14 protein-coding genes and 1 pseudogene are annotated in these 15,588 nt (G+C 72.6%); 5 read left to right on the top strand and 10 right to left on the bottom strand.

Annotated elements, in window-relative coordinates; all coding sequences use genetic code 11:
- Positions 1-54 precede the first annotated feature (54 nt).
- Entirely contained in the window at positions 55-1,446 is a 1,392-nt protein-coding gene (locus H297_RS0118370) for an NADP-dependent succinic semialdehyde dehydrogenase (RefSeq protein ID WP_027738262.1), read from the top strand.
- A 12-nt stretch (positions 1,447-1,458) separates the two neighbouring features.
- Here the strand turns inward: H297_RS0118370 and H297_RS0118375 are convergent, their stop codons facing one another.
- Positions 1,459-2,934 (bottom strand): hypothetical protein, encoded by a 1,476-nt coding sequence (locus tag H297_RS0118375; protein WP_027738263.1) that lies wholly within the window; start codon positions 2,932-2,934, stop codon positions 1,459-1,461.
- A 173-nt stretch (positions 2,935-3,107) separates the two neighbouring features.
- On the opposite strand from H297_RS0118375, the gene H297_RS0118380 reads away from it, so the two are divergent.
- Positions 3,108-3,476, top strand: a complete 369-nt coding sequence (locus H297_RS0118380; RefSeq protein ID WP_027738264.1) for a nuclear transport factor 2 family protein — start codon at positions 3,108-3,110, stop codon at positions 3,474-3,476.
- Between the two features lie 29 nt (positions 3,477-3,505).
- Positions 3,506-4,096 carry a 2'-5' RNA ligase family protein gene (locus tag H297_RS0118385; RefSeq protein ID WP_486589560.1) on the top strand — a complete coding sequence of 197 codons (591 nt, stop codon included), beginning with the start codon at positions 3,506-3,508 and terminating at the stop codon, positions 4,094-4,096.
- Positions 4,097-4,100: 4 nt separating this feature from the next.
- Here the strand turns inward: H297_RS0118385 and H297_RS0118390 are convergent, their stop codons facing one another.
- The 6 genes from H297_RS0118390 to H297_RS0118415 form a co-directional block, all read right to left on the bottom strand.
- Entirely contained in the window at positions 4,101-5,141 is a 1,041-nt protein-coding gene (locus tag H297_RS0118390; RefSeq protein WP_027738266.1) for a glutathione S-transferase C-terminal domain-containing protein, read from the bottom strand.
- A 99-nt stretch (positions 5,142-5,240) separates the two neighbouring features.
- Positions 5,241-5,504, bottom strand: a complete 264-nt coding sequence (locus H297_RS0118395) for a hypothetical protein (protein WP_027738267.1) — start codon at positions 5,502-5,504, stop codon at positions 5,241-5,243.
- 134 nt (positions 5,505-5,638) lie between these two features.
- Positions 5,639-6,361 carry a nitroreductase family protein gene (locus tag H297_RS0118400; RefSeq protein WP_027738268.1) on the bottom strand — a complete coding sequence of 241 codons (723 nt, stop codon included), beginning with the start codon at positions 6,359-6,361 and terminating at the stop codon, positions 5,639-5,641.
- A gap of 170 nt (positions 6,362-6,531) precedes the next feature.
- Positions 6,532-7,353: an alpha/beta fold hydrolase gene (locus H297_RS0118405; RefSeq protein ID WP_027738269.1), complete on the bottom strand. Its 822-nt coding sequence runs from the start codon at positions 7,351-7,353 to the stop codon at positions 6,532-6,534.
- Between the two features lie 181 nt (positions 7,354-7,534).
- Complete coding sequence (ulaA, locus tag H297_RS0118410) at positions 7,535-9,103, bottom strand: PTS ascorbate transporter subunit IIC (protein ID WP_027738270.1); 1,569 nt, start codon at positions 9,101-9,103, stop codon at positions 7,535-7,537.
- A 15-nt stretch (positions 9,104-9,118) separates the two neighbouring features.
- Positions 9,119-9,886 carry a PTS sugar transporter subunit IIA gene (locus tag H297_RS0118415; RefSeq protein WP_027738271.1) on the bottom strand — a complete coding sequence of 256 codons (768 nt, stop codon included), beginning with the start codon at positions 9,884-9,886 and terminating at the stop codon, positions 9,119-9,121.
- A gap of 228 nt (positions 9,887-10,114) precedes the next feature.
- Here H297_RS0118415 and H297_RS0118420 point away from each other — a divergent pair, with 228 nt between their 5' ends.
- Complete coding sequence (locus H297_RS0118420) at positions 10,115-11,272, top strand: baeRF2 domain-containing protein (protein WP_027738272.1); 1,158 nt, start codon at positions 10,115-10,117, stop codon at positions 11,270-11,272.
- Between the two features lie 332 nt (positions 11,273-11,604).
- Here H297_RS0118420 and H297_RS41800 read toward each other — a convergent pair.
- The 3 genes and pseudogenes from H297_RS41800 to H297_RS0118435 form a co-directional block, all read right to left on the bottom strand.
- Positions 11,605-12,690 (bottom strand): annotated as a pseudogene (locus H297_RS41800) (MFS transporter); the annotation flags it as partial.
- A gap of 384 nt (positions 12,691-13,074) precedes the next feature.
- The gene (locus tag H297_RS0118430; RefSeq protein WP_027738274.1) at positions 13,075-13,605 is read right to left on the bottom strand and encodes a lytic polysaccharide monooxygenase; all 531 of its coding nucleotides are present in this window, start codon (positions 13,603-13,605) and stop codon (positions 13,075-13,077) included.
- Between the two features lie 70 nt (positions 13,606-13,675).
- Positions 13,676-14,512 carry a polysaccharide deacetylase family protein gene (locus H297_RS0118435; RefSeq protein ID WP_027738275.1) on the bottom strand — a complete coding sequence of 279 codons (837 nt, stop codon included), beginning with the start codon at positions 14,510-14,512 and terminating at the stop codon, positions 13,676-13,678.
- Positions 14,513-14,692: 180 nt separating this feature from the next.
- Between H297_RS0118435 and H297_RS0118440 the strand changes: the two genes are divergently transcribed.
- Positions 14,693-15,568 carry an aminoglycoside phosphotransferase family protein gene (locus tag H297_RS0118440; protein WP_027738276.1) on the top strand — a complete coding sequence of 292 codons (876 nt, stop codon included), beginning with the start codon at positions 14,693-14,695 and terminating at the stop codon, positions 15,566-15,568.
- Positions 15,569-15,588: the final 20 nt, after the last annotated feature.

Raw genomic sequence — 15,588 nt, forward strand, 5'->3', positions numbered from 1 at the left:
AGAGCCACGGGGCCGGCGACACCGCCGGTCCCGAGCGAGGGAGAGGCCGCACCCATGCCGATCGCCACGGTGAACCCCGCTGACGGCGAGACTCTGAAGACGTTCGACCCGCTGTCCGACGACGAGGTCGACCGCCGTCTCGCGGAGGCGCACGCGACGTTCCGCACCTACCGCACGACCACCTTCGAGGAGCGCGCCCGGCTGCTGAACGCGGCAGCGGACCTGTTGGAGCAGGAGGCGGGCGGCGTCGCGCGCGTCATCACGACGGAGATGGGCAAGCCGCTGGCCGCCGCGGAGGCGGAGGCGGCCAAGTGTGTCAAGGCGATGCGCTGGTACGCCGCGCACGCGGAGGCCCTGCTGGCGAACGAGTACCCCGACGCGGCGGACGTGCGGGACGCGGGGGCCGTCAGGGCGAAGGTCTGCTACCGGCCGCTGGGTCCGGTCCTCGCCGTCATGCCGTGGAACTTCCCGCTGTGGCAGGTCATCCGGTTCGCCGCGCCCGCGCTGATGGCGGGCAACGTCGGACTGCTCAAACACGCCTCGAACGTTCCCCAGACCGCCCTCTACCTGGGGGACCTCTTCCACCGGGCGGGGTACGCCCCCGGCTGCTTCCAGACGCTGCTGGTGCCCTCCAGCGCGATCGAGTCGGTGCTCCGGGACCACCGGGTGGTGGCGGCGACCCTCACCGGCAGCGAGGGAGCGGGCCGTTCGGTGGCCTCCGTCGCCGGGGACGAGATCAAGAAGACGGTGCTGGAACTGGGCGGCAGCGACCCGTACCTCGTGATGCCCTCCGCGGACATCGAGGCCGCCGCCCGCACGGCCGTGACCGCGCGGGTGCAGAACACCGGCCAGTCGTGCATCGCGGCCAAGCGCTTCATCGTCCACACGGACGTCTACGACGCCTTCACCGAGCACTTCGTCTCCGGCATGCGGGCCCTGACTGTCGGTGACCCCATGGAGCCCGGCACCGACGTGGGCCCGCTCTCCAGCGAGCAGGGCCGCGACGACCTTGAGGAGCTCGTCAAGGATGCCCTCGCCCGGGGCGCCCAGGCCCTGTGCGGGGGACGCCGCCCCCAGGAGCCGGCCCGCGGCTTCTACTACGAGCCGACCGTGCTGACCGGGGTGACCGACTCGATGCGCATCCACCGCGAGGAGGCCTTCGGGCCGGTCGCGACGGTCTACCGGGTCGGCGACGTGGACGAGGCGATCGAGCTCGCCAACGACACCCCCTTCGGCCTGAGTTCCAACGTGTGGACGCAGGACGAGGCCGAGACGGAACGCTTCGTGCGGGACCTGGAGGCGGGCGGCATCTACTTCAACGGCATGACCGCCTCCCACCCGGCCCTCCCCTTCGGCGGCGTCAAACGCTCCGGGTACGGGCGCGAGTTGGCGGGACACGGTATCCGCGAGTTCTGCAACGCCACGACGGTCTGGCGCGCCTCCTGAGCGGCCGTGGGGTCAGGAACGGCTGACCGTACGGTTGACGCCGGCCACGAAGGTGGTGGCCAGCACCCAGCCCGCCACGACGAGCAGATACGCCAGCCACTGGTACCACCCCTGCGGCGCGTACGCCTTCTCCTGGCCGAAGTCGACGATGGGCAGCAGGAGATCGAGGGCGTAGGCGAACGCGTTGAAGCCGGGTGCCTCGTCCGCGTTGAGCGGGCGGGGCGGGTGGAGCCCGTAGGCGAGGGTGCCCAGCAGCAGCAGTCCGGCCAGCCAGCCGGCGGCCCGCATGGGGCGGAAGCCGTAGCCGACCGTCGCATCCTGCAGGTGGCCCCACAGCCGGGCGTAGAGGGGCAGGGTGGTGCGGTGCCTGCGCTGCTTGGCCAACTGGACGGTGCGGGCTGCCGCGTCGTCGCCGATGTGCCGGTAGGCGGCGGTCAGCTGCTCGTATGCGAACGGTATGTAGCCGTCCTCGTCCCGGGAGAGCACCTGAAGCCGCTCCGCCGCCGCGAGCGTGGGGGCCAACGTGGTGTAGGCCAGGCCGTCCAGGCGGACCGGGCCGGACCATACGGCAGGTGCGATGTGCAAGAGGTCGAAGCGGGCCCGGCGCAGGTTGATCTCTCCCTCGACGGGTGCCGCCGCGCGCAGCCAGAACTCGCCGGCTGTGCAGCTGCTGGCCCGCAGGGCGACGCCACCGGGGTGGGAGAGCCGGGCGTAGGCGAGGTTGAGCTGGCCGGGAACGGTGGCGCCGCGCAGGTTGGTCCGGCCGCGTACCTGCATCCGCATGCAGTGCAGGTCGGTTCCGACGGTCACCGTCTCGGCCTGCAGCGCAGTGCCGCCCGGGTGCAGGAAGCGGGTGTCGTCGAAGCCGATGTGGCCCGTGACGGTCAGACCGTCCAGCCGCGCCTGTCCGTGGACCGTCAGTCCGGCGGCGCGCAGGTCCTCGCCGACGACCGCGTGGTCGAGCCGGAGCACCTTCTCCTCCCCCGGCGCCGGGGCCCTTCCCTCGGACTCGTCCGACTCATCCGACTCGTCCGGCTCGGTGCCCAGCACGGCGCGCTCCAGGAAGAGCGCGCCCTCGACCCGCGCTCCACCCAGGCACACGGCCCCGCTGACGCGGCAGTCGCTCAGCCGCAGCGCCCCGCTCACCCGCATCGTCGTCCCCCGCAGCTCCGGCATCCGGCAGCGGCGCAGGGTGAGCTGCCGGCATTCGGCGCCGTAGAGGACGACCGGCTCGGGGAAGTCGCACTCCACCAGCGAGACCGGGCAGGTGAGCACGGCGGACCGAAGGTCCAGACAGCCGGTGACCCGCGCGCCCCGCAGCCGCAGCGCGGGTATCTCACCGTCCTCCTCGGGCACCCGCAGCAGCAGCGCACGCAGCACCCGGGCCCGCACCTCCCGGTTGCGGGCGCTTCTCAGGTCCACCGTCTCGCCGCGGGGGAACGCCCGAGCGATCCGCCGCTCCGGCCAGGTCAGTTCCTCGATCTCCACGGCGCGACTCTTCCCGCCCGCCACAGGCACGTCAACCGGCCCGGGTTGCGGACGGCGGCGGGGAGCCGCGGCATTACCTCGCACGTCATCGACCCCGCACGGCGCGGCACGGCATCGTCATGGTGTCGCCGCCGGAACCGGCCGGCGCGCACCACGAGAGGGGACGGTCCGCCATGACCACCTACGAGAGCGCCGTCGAGCGCTACTTCAGCGCCTGGAACGCAGGCGACGACGAGGAACGCGCCAAGGCCGTCGCGGCGGCCTGGACCGAGGACGGCAGCTACACCGACCCGCTGGCGCAGGTGGCGGGGCATCAGGAGCTGGCCGCGGCGATCGCCGCGGCGCGGGAGCAGTTCCCCGGCTGCGAGTTCCGGCTGACCGGTGACGTGGAGGGGCACCACGGCATCGCGCGGTTCTCCTGGGAGCTGGTCGTCAGCGCGGACGGTTCCAGCCCCGCGGCCGGTTCCGACGTGCTGACGCTCGCCGAGGACGGGCGGATCTCCTCCGTCAAGGGGTTCCTGGACCGGGTCCCGGGCGCCTGAGCGGCGGCGTCACGGCGTAGCGTGCCGCCGTGGACGCCGTGGGCAGCGCGCAGCCGGCCGGCACCGCACGACAGCCGCCCGACAGCGAGGACGAGGGGTGGCCGGTGGTCTCCGGTACGACGGCGCTGAGCGTCGCCGTACCGGAGGCGGATGCGGTGGTCCGCGGCTGGCGGGCGCGGTACGACACGGCGGCGCGGCACGGGGGCAGGGCCCATGTGACGGTGCTCTTCCCCTTTCTGCACCGCGACCGGCTCGGCAGCGCGGAGCGGTCCTCGCTCGCCGCACTGTTCGCGGCGCACCCCGCCTTCACGCTGACGTTCACCCGGTGTGCCCGCTTTCCCGGCGTTCTCCACCTGGTTCCTGAGCCGGCGGCACCGCTGCGGGCCCTCACCGCGGCGGTGCGGGCCCGCTGGCCGGACCACCCGCCCTACGGCGGGCTCTTGGGCGATCTGGAGCCGCACCTGACGGTGGCCAACAGCGGCGGTGCACAGGTCCAGCGCGCGGTCGAGCGCCGGCTGCGCCCGCACCTGCCCGTGTCCTCCCGGATCTCCGCCGTCGAACTCGTCGTCCACGAGGAGGGCCGCTGGCTGCCCTGGCTCGGGTTCCGGCTGGGAGGCTGAGGCGTCACCGCGCCACGGGCCGGTGCCCGGCCGGAATCTCCTCCCCCGCGGGTACGGGCCCGGGTGGGGTGCCGTCACCGAAGGGCCGCCCGCCGAGCTGTTCCCGGTGGTGGGCGGTCAGCCAGGTCGACAGGTCCGGTCCGGCAGGCACGATCGACGTCGGGTTGATACCGGTGTGGACGACGTAGTAATGCCGCTTGATGTGGTCGAAGTCGACCGTGTCGCCGAAGCCGGGCGTCTGGTACAGGTCACGCACGTAGGCCCACAGCACCGGGTCCTGCTCCAGCTTGTTGCGGTTGCACTTGAAGTGGCCGTGGTAGACGGCATCGAAGCGCACCAGCGTGGTGAACAGCCGGATGTCGGCCTCGGTGAGCGTTTCGCCGACCAGGTAGCGCTGGTCGCGGAGGCGTTCGGAGACCTGGTCGAGACGGCGGAAGACATCCGCGTAGGCGGTCTCGTACTCGCCCTGCGAGGTGGCGAATCCGGCGCGGTAGACACCGTTGTTGACGTCCCGGTAGATGCCCTCGGCGACCTCGTCGATCTCCTCGCGGAGGGCTTCTGGATACAGGTCGGGGGCGCCGGTCCTGTGCAGCTCGCGCCACTCGGTGGCCAGATCGAGGGTGATCTGCTGGTAGTCGTTGGTGACCAGCCTGCCGCTGGGCACGTCCACGATCGCCGGCACGCTCACCCCGCCGGGGTAGTCCGTCTCCCGCTTGTCGTACGCCTCGTGCAGGAAGCGGATGCCCAGCACCGGGTCCCGGTCGCCGGGGTCGAGGGTGAAGCGCCAGCTCCTGTCGTCCTGGATCGGGTCGGTCACCGCCAGCGACAGCGCGCTCTCCAGGCCCAGCAGCCGCCGGGAGACCAGGGCACGGCTCGCCCACGGGCAGGCGCGGCTGACGACCAGCCGGTAGCGGCCCGCCTCCACGGGCCAGCCGTCGCGCCCGTCAGCCGTGATCCGGTCGGCGAAATGGCTCTTCGACCGCTTGAACGCCTTGCGGCCGTACTCGGTGTTGCCGGCACCGTCGTCGGTGGGGGCGCTGCTCATTCCGTTGCCTCCTCGGGCGGGGCTCAGTCGTCTTCCGCCTCACCGCATCCCATCACTGCGGCGGGGCCCCTGCCGAGTACCCACGCGCGGCGCGTGGCGTCAGCGCCCGACCTGCCAGGCGAACGGCGGCAGTTGGGCGGCCCGGCAGTAGACCTCGCAGGCCCACGGCAGTACGGCGGCGGAGGGGTGCAGCCGGGCCCCGTCCAGGCTGGCGAGCAGCCGGGCGGCGTGGTGGATGCATCCGGTGTGCTGGGCTCCGTTCCGCTCGACGACGGTGACCGCACGCCGCCGCCCCTCGCACGGTGTCGGATCCGCCTCGTCGGCCGCCGCGCACCGCCGGGTTCCGCTCGCTGTCCCCGCCATGGCTCCACCCCCGCCTGCTCACTCCTGCCGGGCCACCCCCGGACACGCGAGTGGCTTCCCCGGACGGTCCCGTTCCATGGCCCGGTTGGGAAAGCCATGGGCGAGGCTTGAACACCGGCGGGACCGTCGGCTGCTCACCAGCGGTCGCGGTGAACGACCTCCGCCACCGGGCGCCGCCGCACCGGACCGAACCGGCCCTGCGGCCAGCCCACGGGGATCGCGGCGAACGTGTGCATGTCCGCGGGGATGCCCAGCGCCTGCTTCCACTCGTCCTCCAGCATCAGGTGCCAGATGGTGATGTTGGCAGCGAGGCCGAGACCCCGCGCGGCCAGCAGCAGGTTCTGCACCCCCGGGTAGACGCAGGAGCCCTCCGCCAACGCCGCGAACCGCTCCTGTGTGCGGGCCAGCTCGCGCGTGGCGGCCTCACCCAGCGCCTGCGCCGAGGCCCGCAGCCCCTCCTCGTCCGGGGCCTGTGCGGGCATGCGGTAACAGGGGATGACGAGGGCCGGTGTGGCGGCGAAGTGGTCTCGCTGGTACTCGATGGCGGCGACCATCCGCCCGTACGCGGCCTCGTCCATGCCCTCTGGTCCGTGCTTGCCGGTGGTGGCCAGGTAGGCGTCGACGCAGCGCTTCCACAGCGGCGCCAGCCGCTCCATGACGGCGCGGTCGGTGACCAGCACGTACTCGTAGCGCTGCATGTTGCCCCCGCTGGGGCCCCAGACGGCCGCCTGGATGAGCTGGTCCAGCAGCGCTTCGGGCACGGGGTCCGGTTTCAGACGGCGCATGGCGCGCATGGTGGCCATGGTGTCGAAGAGCGGGGGTTGCGGGGTGGCGGGGTTCCCGGCGTCGTTCGGCATGATCAGGGAGTGTAGAACCCGGGTGCGCAACGCGGTCACCCGGTCTCCTGCGACGTCCGCAGCGGCCCCGGCCCTGCCCGGCCGGCCCCGCCTCGTGGAGCAGGGGGCCCGCCGCGGCCAGGTCCCGACCCGGCGCGGGGCGGCGTGGGACTGCGCGGGTCCGGCGCGATTCAGCCGAGCAGGAAGTCCCTTACCACAGGGGCGAGTTCTGCCGGGGGGACGTGGTGGAAGGCGCCCGGGAGGGCACGGTGCCGGCCGTGCGGAAGTGCCTGGGCCGTGGCACGGGCGGCCTCGGTGAGTTCGGGGGTGCTGGCCTCGCTGCTGAGCACCAGCGCCGGCAGGCCGACCGCCGACAGCGTCCGCGTCGGCAGGGCCGCGTCGCCGAGCAGCGTCGTGTCGTGGACCAGGGTGTGGGCGAGCGCCTCCATCCGGGCCCAGCCCGGTGACCTTGTGGCCTCCTCGACGGCCTGGGACGGCAGACCGACGACGGTCGCCATGAAGTACGCGACCGCCTCCGCGCGGCGGCCCTCGCCCACGAGAGCGGCCAACCGCCGCGCGTGGCCCGCCTCCTGCGGTCGGCCGCCGGCGCCGGTGAAGGGCGGCTCGAACACGACGATCCGGCTGAGCGGGGTGTCCTTTCGTGCCGCCGCGTGCAGCACGACGATGCCGCCGGACGACATGCCGAACGCGTGCACCGCCCCACCGCTCGGCCCGGCCGCCGTGCTGCCGTCCGCGGCCGACGCGGTGGCGACCGCCGCGAGGTCCTCCGCCTCGCGCTCGGGCGCGTAGGGCGGGGTGTCGCCGCTGTCGCCTCTGGCTCTGCGGTCGTAGACGACGGCGCACATCCCCTGCTCCGCGAGCTGCTCGGCCAGCGGCGCCCCCGTCCCGCGGACGCTGAGCGCGCCTCCGACCAGCACCACCGGCGGCCCGTCGCCGAGCCTTTCGTAGGCGACGCGGGTGCCGTCGGCCGAGGTGACGTGCCGTACGCTCATGGATCCTCCCGGGGCCTCAGTCGTTGTGCCGAGTCCTACCAGTGGGCACCGACATCCCAGGCGGGACGCGACGGGACGCAGCGGTGGCCGTACGGGGAGCGGACAGCTGAGAAGCGGCGCCCTACGCGGCGTTCCCGGCCGCCCCTCCGAGGCCCCCGGTCGCTGCTCGGGCCGTCGCCGGTCACTCTTCGGGTGAGGGGGGCGGGGCGGGGGCTCCGGCGGGCGGCGGAATCCTGGCATAGCGGCGCGGCACGGCGGAGGCGGTGTCGGCGGAGGCGGACCGCTCCGGCTCCGGTTCCGGCAGCGAGGCGGCACGGCGCGCTCCGGGCTCCCAGCCCGGCTCGACCACCCGCTTCTGCACCAGCACGGCACCCGCCAGCACGACGGCGCCCACGGCCAGCACCAGCGCGACCCCCGTCCCGGTGCCCGCCTTGGCGGCGAAGCCGATGAGGGAGCCGAACCAGCCGAAGTCGGCGTCCCCGAACGTCGTGTCGGCGTCCCCGAAGGGGCCCAGCACCTTGAGCAGCACCGCGGGCAGCACGGTGATCAGCACGCCGTTGCAGAAGGCGCCGAGCGCAGCGCCCCGCCGGCCCCCGGTCGCGTTGCCCAGGACCCCTGCGGCGCCGCCCGTGAAGAAGTGCGGCACCAGTCCCGGCAGTACCAGGGCGAGCCCGAAGGCCGGCCCCAGGACCCAGGCGAGCAGCGCGAGAGTGGCCAGCCCTCCGGTGAAACTGCACAGGAAGCCGACGAGCACGGCGTTGGGCGCGTACGGGAAGAGGATCGGGGCGTCCAGCGCGGGCACGGCTCCCGGTACGACCTTCCGTGCGACGCCCTCGAAGGCCGGGACGAGTTCACCCAGGATCGTCCGGACGCCGAAGAGGATGACGGCGACGGCGATGCCGAACTGCAGGCCCTGCATGACGGCTCGCATCAGGTAGTCGCCGAGGTCGGTTGCGGGTGCTCCGCCGCCGGTGGCGAACGCCTTGAAGGCCGTGTGCCGCCCGGCCTCGGCGACGTACGCCACGGCCACGGCCAGGTAGATGAGCAGCATGGACAGCGCGGTGGCGACCATCGAGTCCCGCAGGAAGCGCAGTCCCTCGGGCAGCTTCATCTCCTCGGTGCTGCGGCTGCGCCGGCCGACGAGCTGGCCGACGGCTCCGGCCGTCACGTAGCCGGCCGTGCCGAAGTGGCCCAGCGCGACGGTGTCGTTGCCGGTGACACGTCTGGTCCACGGGTGGACGAACGCGGGCATCGACACCAGCAGGACCGACAGCAGCACCCCGCCGACCGTCACCACGGCCCACGCCGGGAGTCCGGCCGACGCCAGCACCATCGTCAGCAGGGTGGCCATGAACAGCATGTGGTGGCCGGTCAAAAAGACGTAGCGCAGCGGTGTGCAGCGGGCCAGCAGCAGGCCGAGGCCGAAGCCGACGAGCATCAGCCAGGCGACCCGGGCACCGAAGCGCTCCTGGGCGATGCCGACGATGGCCTCGTTGGTGGGGATCACCCCGTGCGCGCCGGTGGCGCCCTGGATCATCTTCCCCAGCGGCCCCAGCGCGCTGACGACGAGCCCCGCGCCCGCGTCGATCAGCAGGAGGCCCAGGGTCGCCTTGACAGCACCGCCGACGACCTGTCCCGCGGGCTTGCGCAGCGCTGCCAGGCCGAGCGCCGTGATGAGTCCGATGAGGTACGCGGGGACGCTGAGGATCTCGTTGACGAGGAACTTCGCGAGGGGGACCAGCCAGTCCACGGGGGCCTTCCGTTCTCAGACGTCGTAGATGTCGCGGAGCGCGGCGTCGGCCTGCCGGGTGCTGGTGAAGTCCGCCACCACCTGCACCGGGACGCCGATGTCGCCGAGTGTGCGGGCGATCTCGCGCGAGGTGAGGGCGGCGACCGCCTCGCCCGCCTTGCCCTTCGCGGAGACGGTGTCGGTCGCCTCGACTCTCACGTACCGCTCCCACCCCCAGCGGCGGAGCACCTGTTCCACGGTGCTCTTGAGGAAGAGGCTGGTACCGACACCGTTGCCGCACACGGTGAGGAGGGTGTGCACCCCCGTCCCGGTACCGCCCCGGGCCCGGTGACCGTCCTGGCGCTCCAGCACCCGGCGCAGGGCTTGCGGGGTGTCCGCCCGGCGCAGCGCGGCCTCGGTATCCGGGTCGCCCAGCAGACGGGCGAGGGCTGCCATGGCGGACGTGTGCTGGGAGGGGTCCTCGGCGGCGAGAGCCACCACCAGGTCGACCGGGTCGTTCGTCTCGTGCCCGAACACCACCGGCTCGGACAGCCGCACCCAGGCCATGCCGGTGCGGCGCACCGCGGGTGAGGGTCGTGCGTGTGCGAAGGCGAAACCGGGCGCGACGACGATGTAGGGCCCGTGGTCCGTCACGTTGCGGATCATCTGCTCGGTGTAGGCGTCGGTGGCGCTGCCCGCCGCGACGAGCAGGTCGCCCGCCGCGCGGAGCGCGCCCTGCCAGTCGGTGGCGGGCGCACCGAGCCGGATCGCCTCGTCGGGCAGGAGGTCACTCGGAGACACCATGCCCGGATACTGGCATGTCCACCACAGATTGCCATACCCGCGGGGAGGCGACGAGGCACCGGCCGCGGGAGGAAGGAGGACGAATGTGCCGGATGACGGTTGTGTCGGGTCCCGGGGCGAGGGGTACCCGCGTGGACCGCAGGTGCGGTCGGCCGCGGGCCCGTGCGGTGCGGTCGGCCCGCCGGAGATTCACATGTGCACACCGCCCCTCGACGACAGGGAGGAACCATGCGCCTCGATTCCCTCTCCCCCCTCCTCGACCGGACCGGGCCGTGGGCGACCGCTTATGTCGGCACGGCCCGGGCCACCGAGAGCGCGGGGGAAGAGCGCCGCCTGACGGCCCGCGCCGCGGGCGACGAACTGGCGCGGCAGGGGGCCGGGGCGGCCACCGTGGACGCCGTCACCGCGCACCTGACGGAGCGCTCACCCCGTACCGAGCCGCAGGGCAGCGCAGTGTTCGCGGCGGACGGCGAGGTGGTGCTGGACCTGCCGCTGAGCCGGGCACCGGACCGCATGCAGGTGTGCTGGTCGGCGCTGCCGCACCTGGGTCCGCTGCCGGAACTGACGGGTGAGGACCCGCTGTGCCTGACGGCGCGCATCGACCGTACGGGCGCCGACTTCGAGCTGGTCGACGCGCGCGGGACCCGGGAGGCCGGGCAGGCGCGCGGCGAGGAGTGGCCGGTGCACCGCACCAACACCGGGGAACCCTCCGAGAAGCACTTCCAGTTGAAGGTCGAGAACACCTGGGAGAGCAACGCCGGGGTGATCGCCGACGCCGTCGCGACCCGCTTCCGGCAGTCCGGCGCCGACGTGCTGGTGCTCAGCGGCGATCCGCGCGAGCGGCGCGCGGTCCACGAGAAGCTGCCCCGGGAACTGCGGGACGCCGCGGTGGAGACCTCGCACGGCGGCCGCGCGGCCGGGTCCGCCACCGAACTGCTGGACCGGGAGACCGAACGGGCCCGCCAGGAGTTCGTCGAGCGGCACACGGCCGGAGCCCTCACCCGGCTCAGGGCCGCCCATACGCCGGGCCACAGCCCCGAGGACTCCCCGGGTGCGGCCGTCGCCGAGGGCGTGCCCTCCCTGGTGGAGGCGGCCCGTGAGCACCGGATGGACACCCTTGTGGTGCGGCCGGGCGGCGCCGACAGGGAGCGCGAGGTGTGGGTGGGTACGGACGGTGACCAGCTCGCGGTACGCCGTTCCGAGCTCCAGTACCTCGGCGCCACCGAGGCCGCACCCGCCCGCGCGGACGACGCCCTGCTGCGCAGCGCCATCGCCTCGGACACGCAGGTGCTGGTGGCTCCGGCCGACGACGATCTGCCGGTCGGCGGGATGGGCGCCGTGCTGCGGTGGACCAACGAGCCGGGCGCGTCCCCCGCGACGAGCTGAACGCCCTGCCCGCGCGTGCGGCGCGCCCCGGACAGCGCCGTGGCGCGGAACGGCCGAACCGTTCCGCGCCACGGGGTCCCGGCACCCGCTCGGTTGCATAACGCTTCCGACTTGACGCCCTTCCAGGACGGTGCCGAGGCGGCCACCTGCAAGGAGCGGGTGGTGCGGTCGATCCAGCCGGACAGCAGTCCGAAGCAGGCGCCCGTGAGCGCCAGCAGGGCACCCAGCCAACTCGGCGAAGTGAGGCCGAAGCCCGCCGCGATCACCATGCCGCCGAGGGAGGCCCCCAGCGAGTTGGCGATGTTGAAGGCCGACTGGATGCTGGCGGAGCCCAGTTCGGGCGCGTTTCTTCCATGGTCGAGGATGCGGGCCTGGACGCTGGGGATGGCGGCCATGCCCGCGATGCCGGTGAGGAACACGTTGACCGCGATCAGGACGGTGTTCTGGGCCGTGACGAGGATCATCGCCAGCGACAGCGACAGGGTCAGCAGCGCGCCGCAGATGGTGCGCAGCGGCCAGTCGGCGAGCCGTCCGCCGAGCACCGTCCCCACCGTCATGCCCGCCCCGGCCAGTGCCAGCATCGCCGTCGCCGCCGTGGGCGTGTATCCGCTGACCTCGGTGACCAGCGGCTGGATGTAGGTGTAGAACGACGAGGTGCCGGCGAAGCCGAACACCACCACGGCGTAGGCGAGCCATACCTGAGGTCTCTTGAACAGGCCGAGTTCACCGCGCACGCTGCCCCGAGCCGGTTCCTGCTGGGAAGGGACGAGCGCCGCGAGGGAGATGAGGCCGAACACGCCGATCCCCGCGACGACGATGAACGTCCACCGCCAGCCGACCGTCTGGCCCAGCAGCGTGCCCAGCGGAGAGCCGACGATGTTGGCCATCGGCACGCCGACGAGCACCAGCGAGAGCGCCCGGCCGCGTTTTTCCGGCCGCACGAGTCCGGCTGCCACCACGGCGCCGATTCCGAAGAACACGCCGTGCGGCAGTCCCGCCGTGAGTCGTGCCGCCAACAGGAGTTCATGGCTCGGAGCCAGCGCTGACGCGGTGTTTCCGAAAATGAACAGACCTGTCATCGACAGCAATATGGTCTTACGGCGCACCCGCATACCCGCAATGGTGAGCAGCGGTGCGCCGATGACGACACCGAGGGAGTAGAAGGAGACGTAACCGCCCGCATCGGAGATGCTTACCCCCATGTCGGAGGCGGCCTCGGGCAGTAGACCTATCATCACGAACTCGGCCGTGCCCGCACCGAATGTCGCAATGGCCAAAGCCAGGAGGGCAAGGGGCAACGGGACCTCCTTGCAAGGAGTGGGATGTCGGGGTTCCCGGCTCGCCACAGCGGGCCGTCTTGCAAGGAGCGTGCCGCAATACCGGTTTGGAGCAAACGGTTTCCCCATAAGGCTGCCCATAATAGGATTGCTGCTCCGCCTGTGAACTCCCCCTGAAATTACGGCAGTCGAGGGGGCGGGAGCACCGGAAACCCGTTTCGCGGCGACGCGGGATTCGGCGTGTCGCAATCGGCCCCGCGTATCGACGTACGGGAAAAGGGAGTTGGCCGTGACACACGCGACGGATGAGACCGTGATCGACAGCGATCGAGAGTGATGGGCGGCGACAACGGATAACTCCCGCACGTCGGTGACTCGCAAACCGCGAAATATTGGAAGGCACGCGCCGGACGGCGGGAAGCGGCGTGCGGCCGCTCGCGGTGCGGCCTCGGCCACCCCTGGCGAGGGGGTGGCCGAGGATGCCCGTCGCACTGAGGGTTGGGCAGAGGACGGACGGTGGGGGGATCAGCCGCCGATGTTGACGTCGACGCAGGCGTAGAAGGCGTTGCCCGTGTCGGCGATGTTCCAGACGGCCAGGACCTTCTGCTTCCCGGAGAAGCCGTCGAAGTCGACGTTGTGCGAGACGACCTCACCCGGGACGGCGCCGCCGTCGTCGAACTCGGCGAGCTTCGTGTCGCCGATGAAGTACTGCCACGTGCTGGTGGCGTGCTTGACCGTCAGCTTCCAGTTGAAGGTCGCCGAGGAGCCGACGTCGGTGACCTGCCAGCCCTTGTTGTCGTCGCGCAGTTCCGCGAAGCGGGAGTTGCCGCCGGCGCAGTCCTTGAGCCCCTTGGGGCCCTCGACGCTCTGCGGCTCCCACTGGATGTCACCGCACTCGACGACGCCGGTGGCGCACTGGGCCTGGCGGCTGGCCGGGTCGGTGATCCAGCCGTGCGCACCGGCCGGGGTCGCGGTGAGCCCGAGGACCAGGACCGGGGCGAGCGCGGCACCGGCCAGTGCGGCTAACTTCCGTTGGGTGAACGGCTTCTTGTGCATCTCAGCTCCTTCGGTGAGAGGGAGAGCACATCAGGGATTGGTCTAGACTTTAACGTCCGACCGAGTCCGGTCAAGCCTTCGGAAAGCCGAATCCGTAGCCGTTCTCCTCCAGCCAGGGCAGGAACGCCTGCAACGCCTCGTACGACTCCGAGCGGTCGCCCCCGCCGTCGTGGAAGAGGATCACCGCACCGTCCTGGGTCTGCTCCTTCGCGCGCCGGAGTACCGCCTCCGTCCCGGGGAGCTGCCAGTCGCCCGGATCGACGGTCCAGCCCAGGGGGCGCATGCCGTGCCCGGCGGCTATGCGGCGGCTGTCGGGCGTGAACGCGCCGCCCGGAGCCCGGTAGTAGTACACCGGCGCGCCGCCCGAGGCCCTGTCGATCATCTTCTGGGCGCCGAGTATCTGATGCTCCTGGTACGCGACGGGCTTGTGATCCATCCCCGTGTCGTGGTCCACCGAGTGGTCGCACAGCCGGTGCCCCTCGGCCACGATGCGCCCGACCAGCTTCGGATAGCGCTCGGCGTTCGGACCTGTCAGACAGAAGGTCGCCTTGACGTGGTACTGGCGCAGCAGGTCCAGCACCTTGGGCGTCCACTGCGGGTGCGGCCCGTCGTCCAGGGTGAGCGCCACCGTGCGGCCCCCCTGCTCGGCGTGGTGGCTTATCCCGCGGCTCACCTTCTGCTGCGCCCGGGACCGCCCGTGCGGCACGGCCTTCGGCTTCCCGTGCGGAGCCGCCGCCTGCTGGGGCACACGCGAGGCCCGGACGCTCTGCTCCCAGCCGGGGTGCGCGCCGGCACGCGCGTCCCCCGTGCTCGCCTGGACGTACGCCGTCAGCAGACCGACCGCCACCGTGCCCGCCGCGGCAGCCGTCGCCACGACCGACGGCCTGCTGCCCCGCTTGCTGTGCAACTCCTGCTCCCAACTGCCCGTTTTCTTCCGCGCCTGTCAATGACCCAGACCACCCGGAGGCGGCATCGGTTGCGCGCACGAGATGAGAGATACGCCGCATTTGGGCCGGGGCGGCGCAGGCCCGTCAGCGGGCACCTGACAGCCTGGGAACCCACCGACCGAGAGCGAGGAGCACAGCCGATGGCGCCCAGCGAGGCATTCACCGAGGACCTGGCCCGCGAGGTACTGGCGGCCGCGACCGGCGGCCCCGGCGGCACCGCCGACCTGGTGTCGCTCGGCGAGAACGCCGTCTTCGCCCTGGACGGAACCGTCGTACGGGTGGGCCGCGACCCCGGTCTGCTGCCCCGGGCCGAGCACGAACTGCGGGTGGCGGCCTGGCTGGCGGACGAGGGGGTGCCGGCGGTCCGGGCGGCCGACCCCGCGGCCCGGCTCGTCGGAGACCACCCCGTCACCTTCTGGCAGCGGCTGCCCGCCGCCGTACGCCCCGCAGGCGCCGCCGACCTGGCCGGGCTGCTGCGACTGGTGCACGCTCTGCCCGAACCGCCCTTCGCCCTGCCGCCGCGCGAGCTGATGGCCGGCGTGGAGCGGTGGCTGCGGCTGGCCGGGCACGCCGTACCGCGTGAGGATGCGGCGTTCCTGCGGGCGCGGCGCGACGACATCGTCGCCTCCCTCCCCGGTCTCGTCCCCCACCTGCCGCCGGGCCCGGTGCACGGCGACGCGCTGCCCCGCAACGTGCACGTCACCCCGCAGGGGCCCCTGCTGGTGGACCTGGAGACCTTCTCCTTCGACCTGCGCGAGCACGACCTGGTGGTGATGGCGCTCAGCCACGACCGCTACGGGCTGTCCGCCCAGGAGTACGAGACGTTCTGCACCACCTACGGCTGGGACGTCCGCGAGTGGGAGGGGTGCGCCGTGCTGCGCGGGGCCCGGGAGACGGCCAGTTGCGCCTGGGTCTCGCAGCACGCGCCGGGCAACCCGGCGGCGCTCGCGGAGTTCCGGCGGCGGGTGGCCTCCCTGCGCGACGGCGACCCGACGGTGCGCTGGCACCCGTTCTGAGCTCCGAGGCCCTGCGTGCG

The sequence above is a fragment of the Streptomyces sp. CNT360 genome, assembly GCF_000424785.1.

Bases quoted from the DNA above. Each gene is read 5' to 3' on its own strand.
- H297_RS0118380 (WP_027738264.1), top strand. From the start codon at position 3,108: ATGACCACCTACGAGAGCGCCGTCGAGCGCTACTTCAGCGCCTGGAAC.
- H297_RS0118430 (WP_027738274.1), bottom strand. From the start codon at position 13,605: ATGCACAAGAAGCCGTTCACCCAACGGAAGTTAGCCGCACTGGCCGGT.
- H297_RS0118440 (WP_027738276.1), top strand. From the start codon at position 14,693: ATGGCGCCCAGCGAGGCATTCACCGAGGACCTGGCCCGCGAGGTACTG.
- H297_RS0118395 (WP_027738267.1), bottom strand. From the start codon at position 5,504: ATGGCGGGGACAGCGAGCGGAACCCGGCGGTGCGCGGCGGCCGACGAG.
- H297_RS0118405 (WP_027738269.1), bottom strand. From the start codon at position 7,353: ATGAGCGTACGGCACGTCACCTCGGCCGACGGCACCCGCGTCGCCTAC.
- H297_RS0118390 (WP_027738266.1), bottom strand. From the start codon at position 5,141: ATGAGCAGCGCCCCCACCGACGACGGTGCCGGCAACACCGAGTACGGC.
- H297_RS0118415 (WP_027738271.1), bottom strand. From the start codon at position 9,886: ATGGTGTCTCCGAGTGACCTCCTGCCCGACGAGGCGATCCGGCTCGGT.
- H297_RS0118370 (WP_027738262.1), top strand. From the start codon at position 55: ATGCCGATCGCCACGGTGAACCCCGCTGACGGCGAGACTCTGAAGACG.
- H297_RS0118420 (WP_027738272.1), top strand. From the start codon at position 10,115: ATGCGCCTCGATTCCCTCTCCCCCCTCCTCGACCGGACCGGGCCGTGG.
- H297_RS0118400 (WP_027738268.1), bottom strand. From the start codon at position 6,361: ATGCCGAACGACGCCGGGAACCCCGCCACCCCGCAACCCCCGCTCTTC.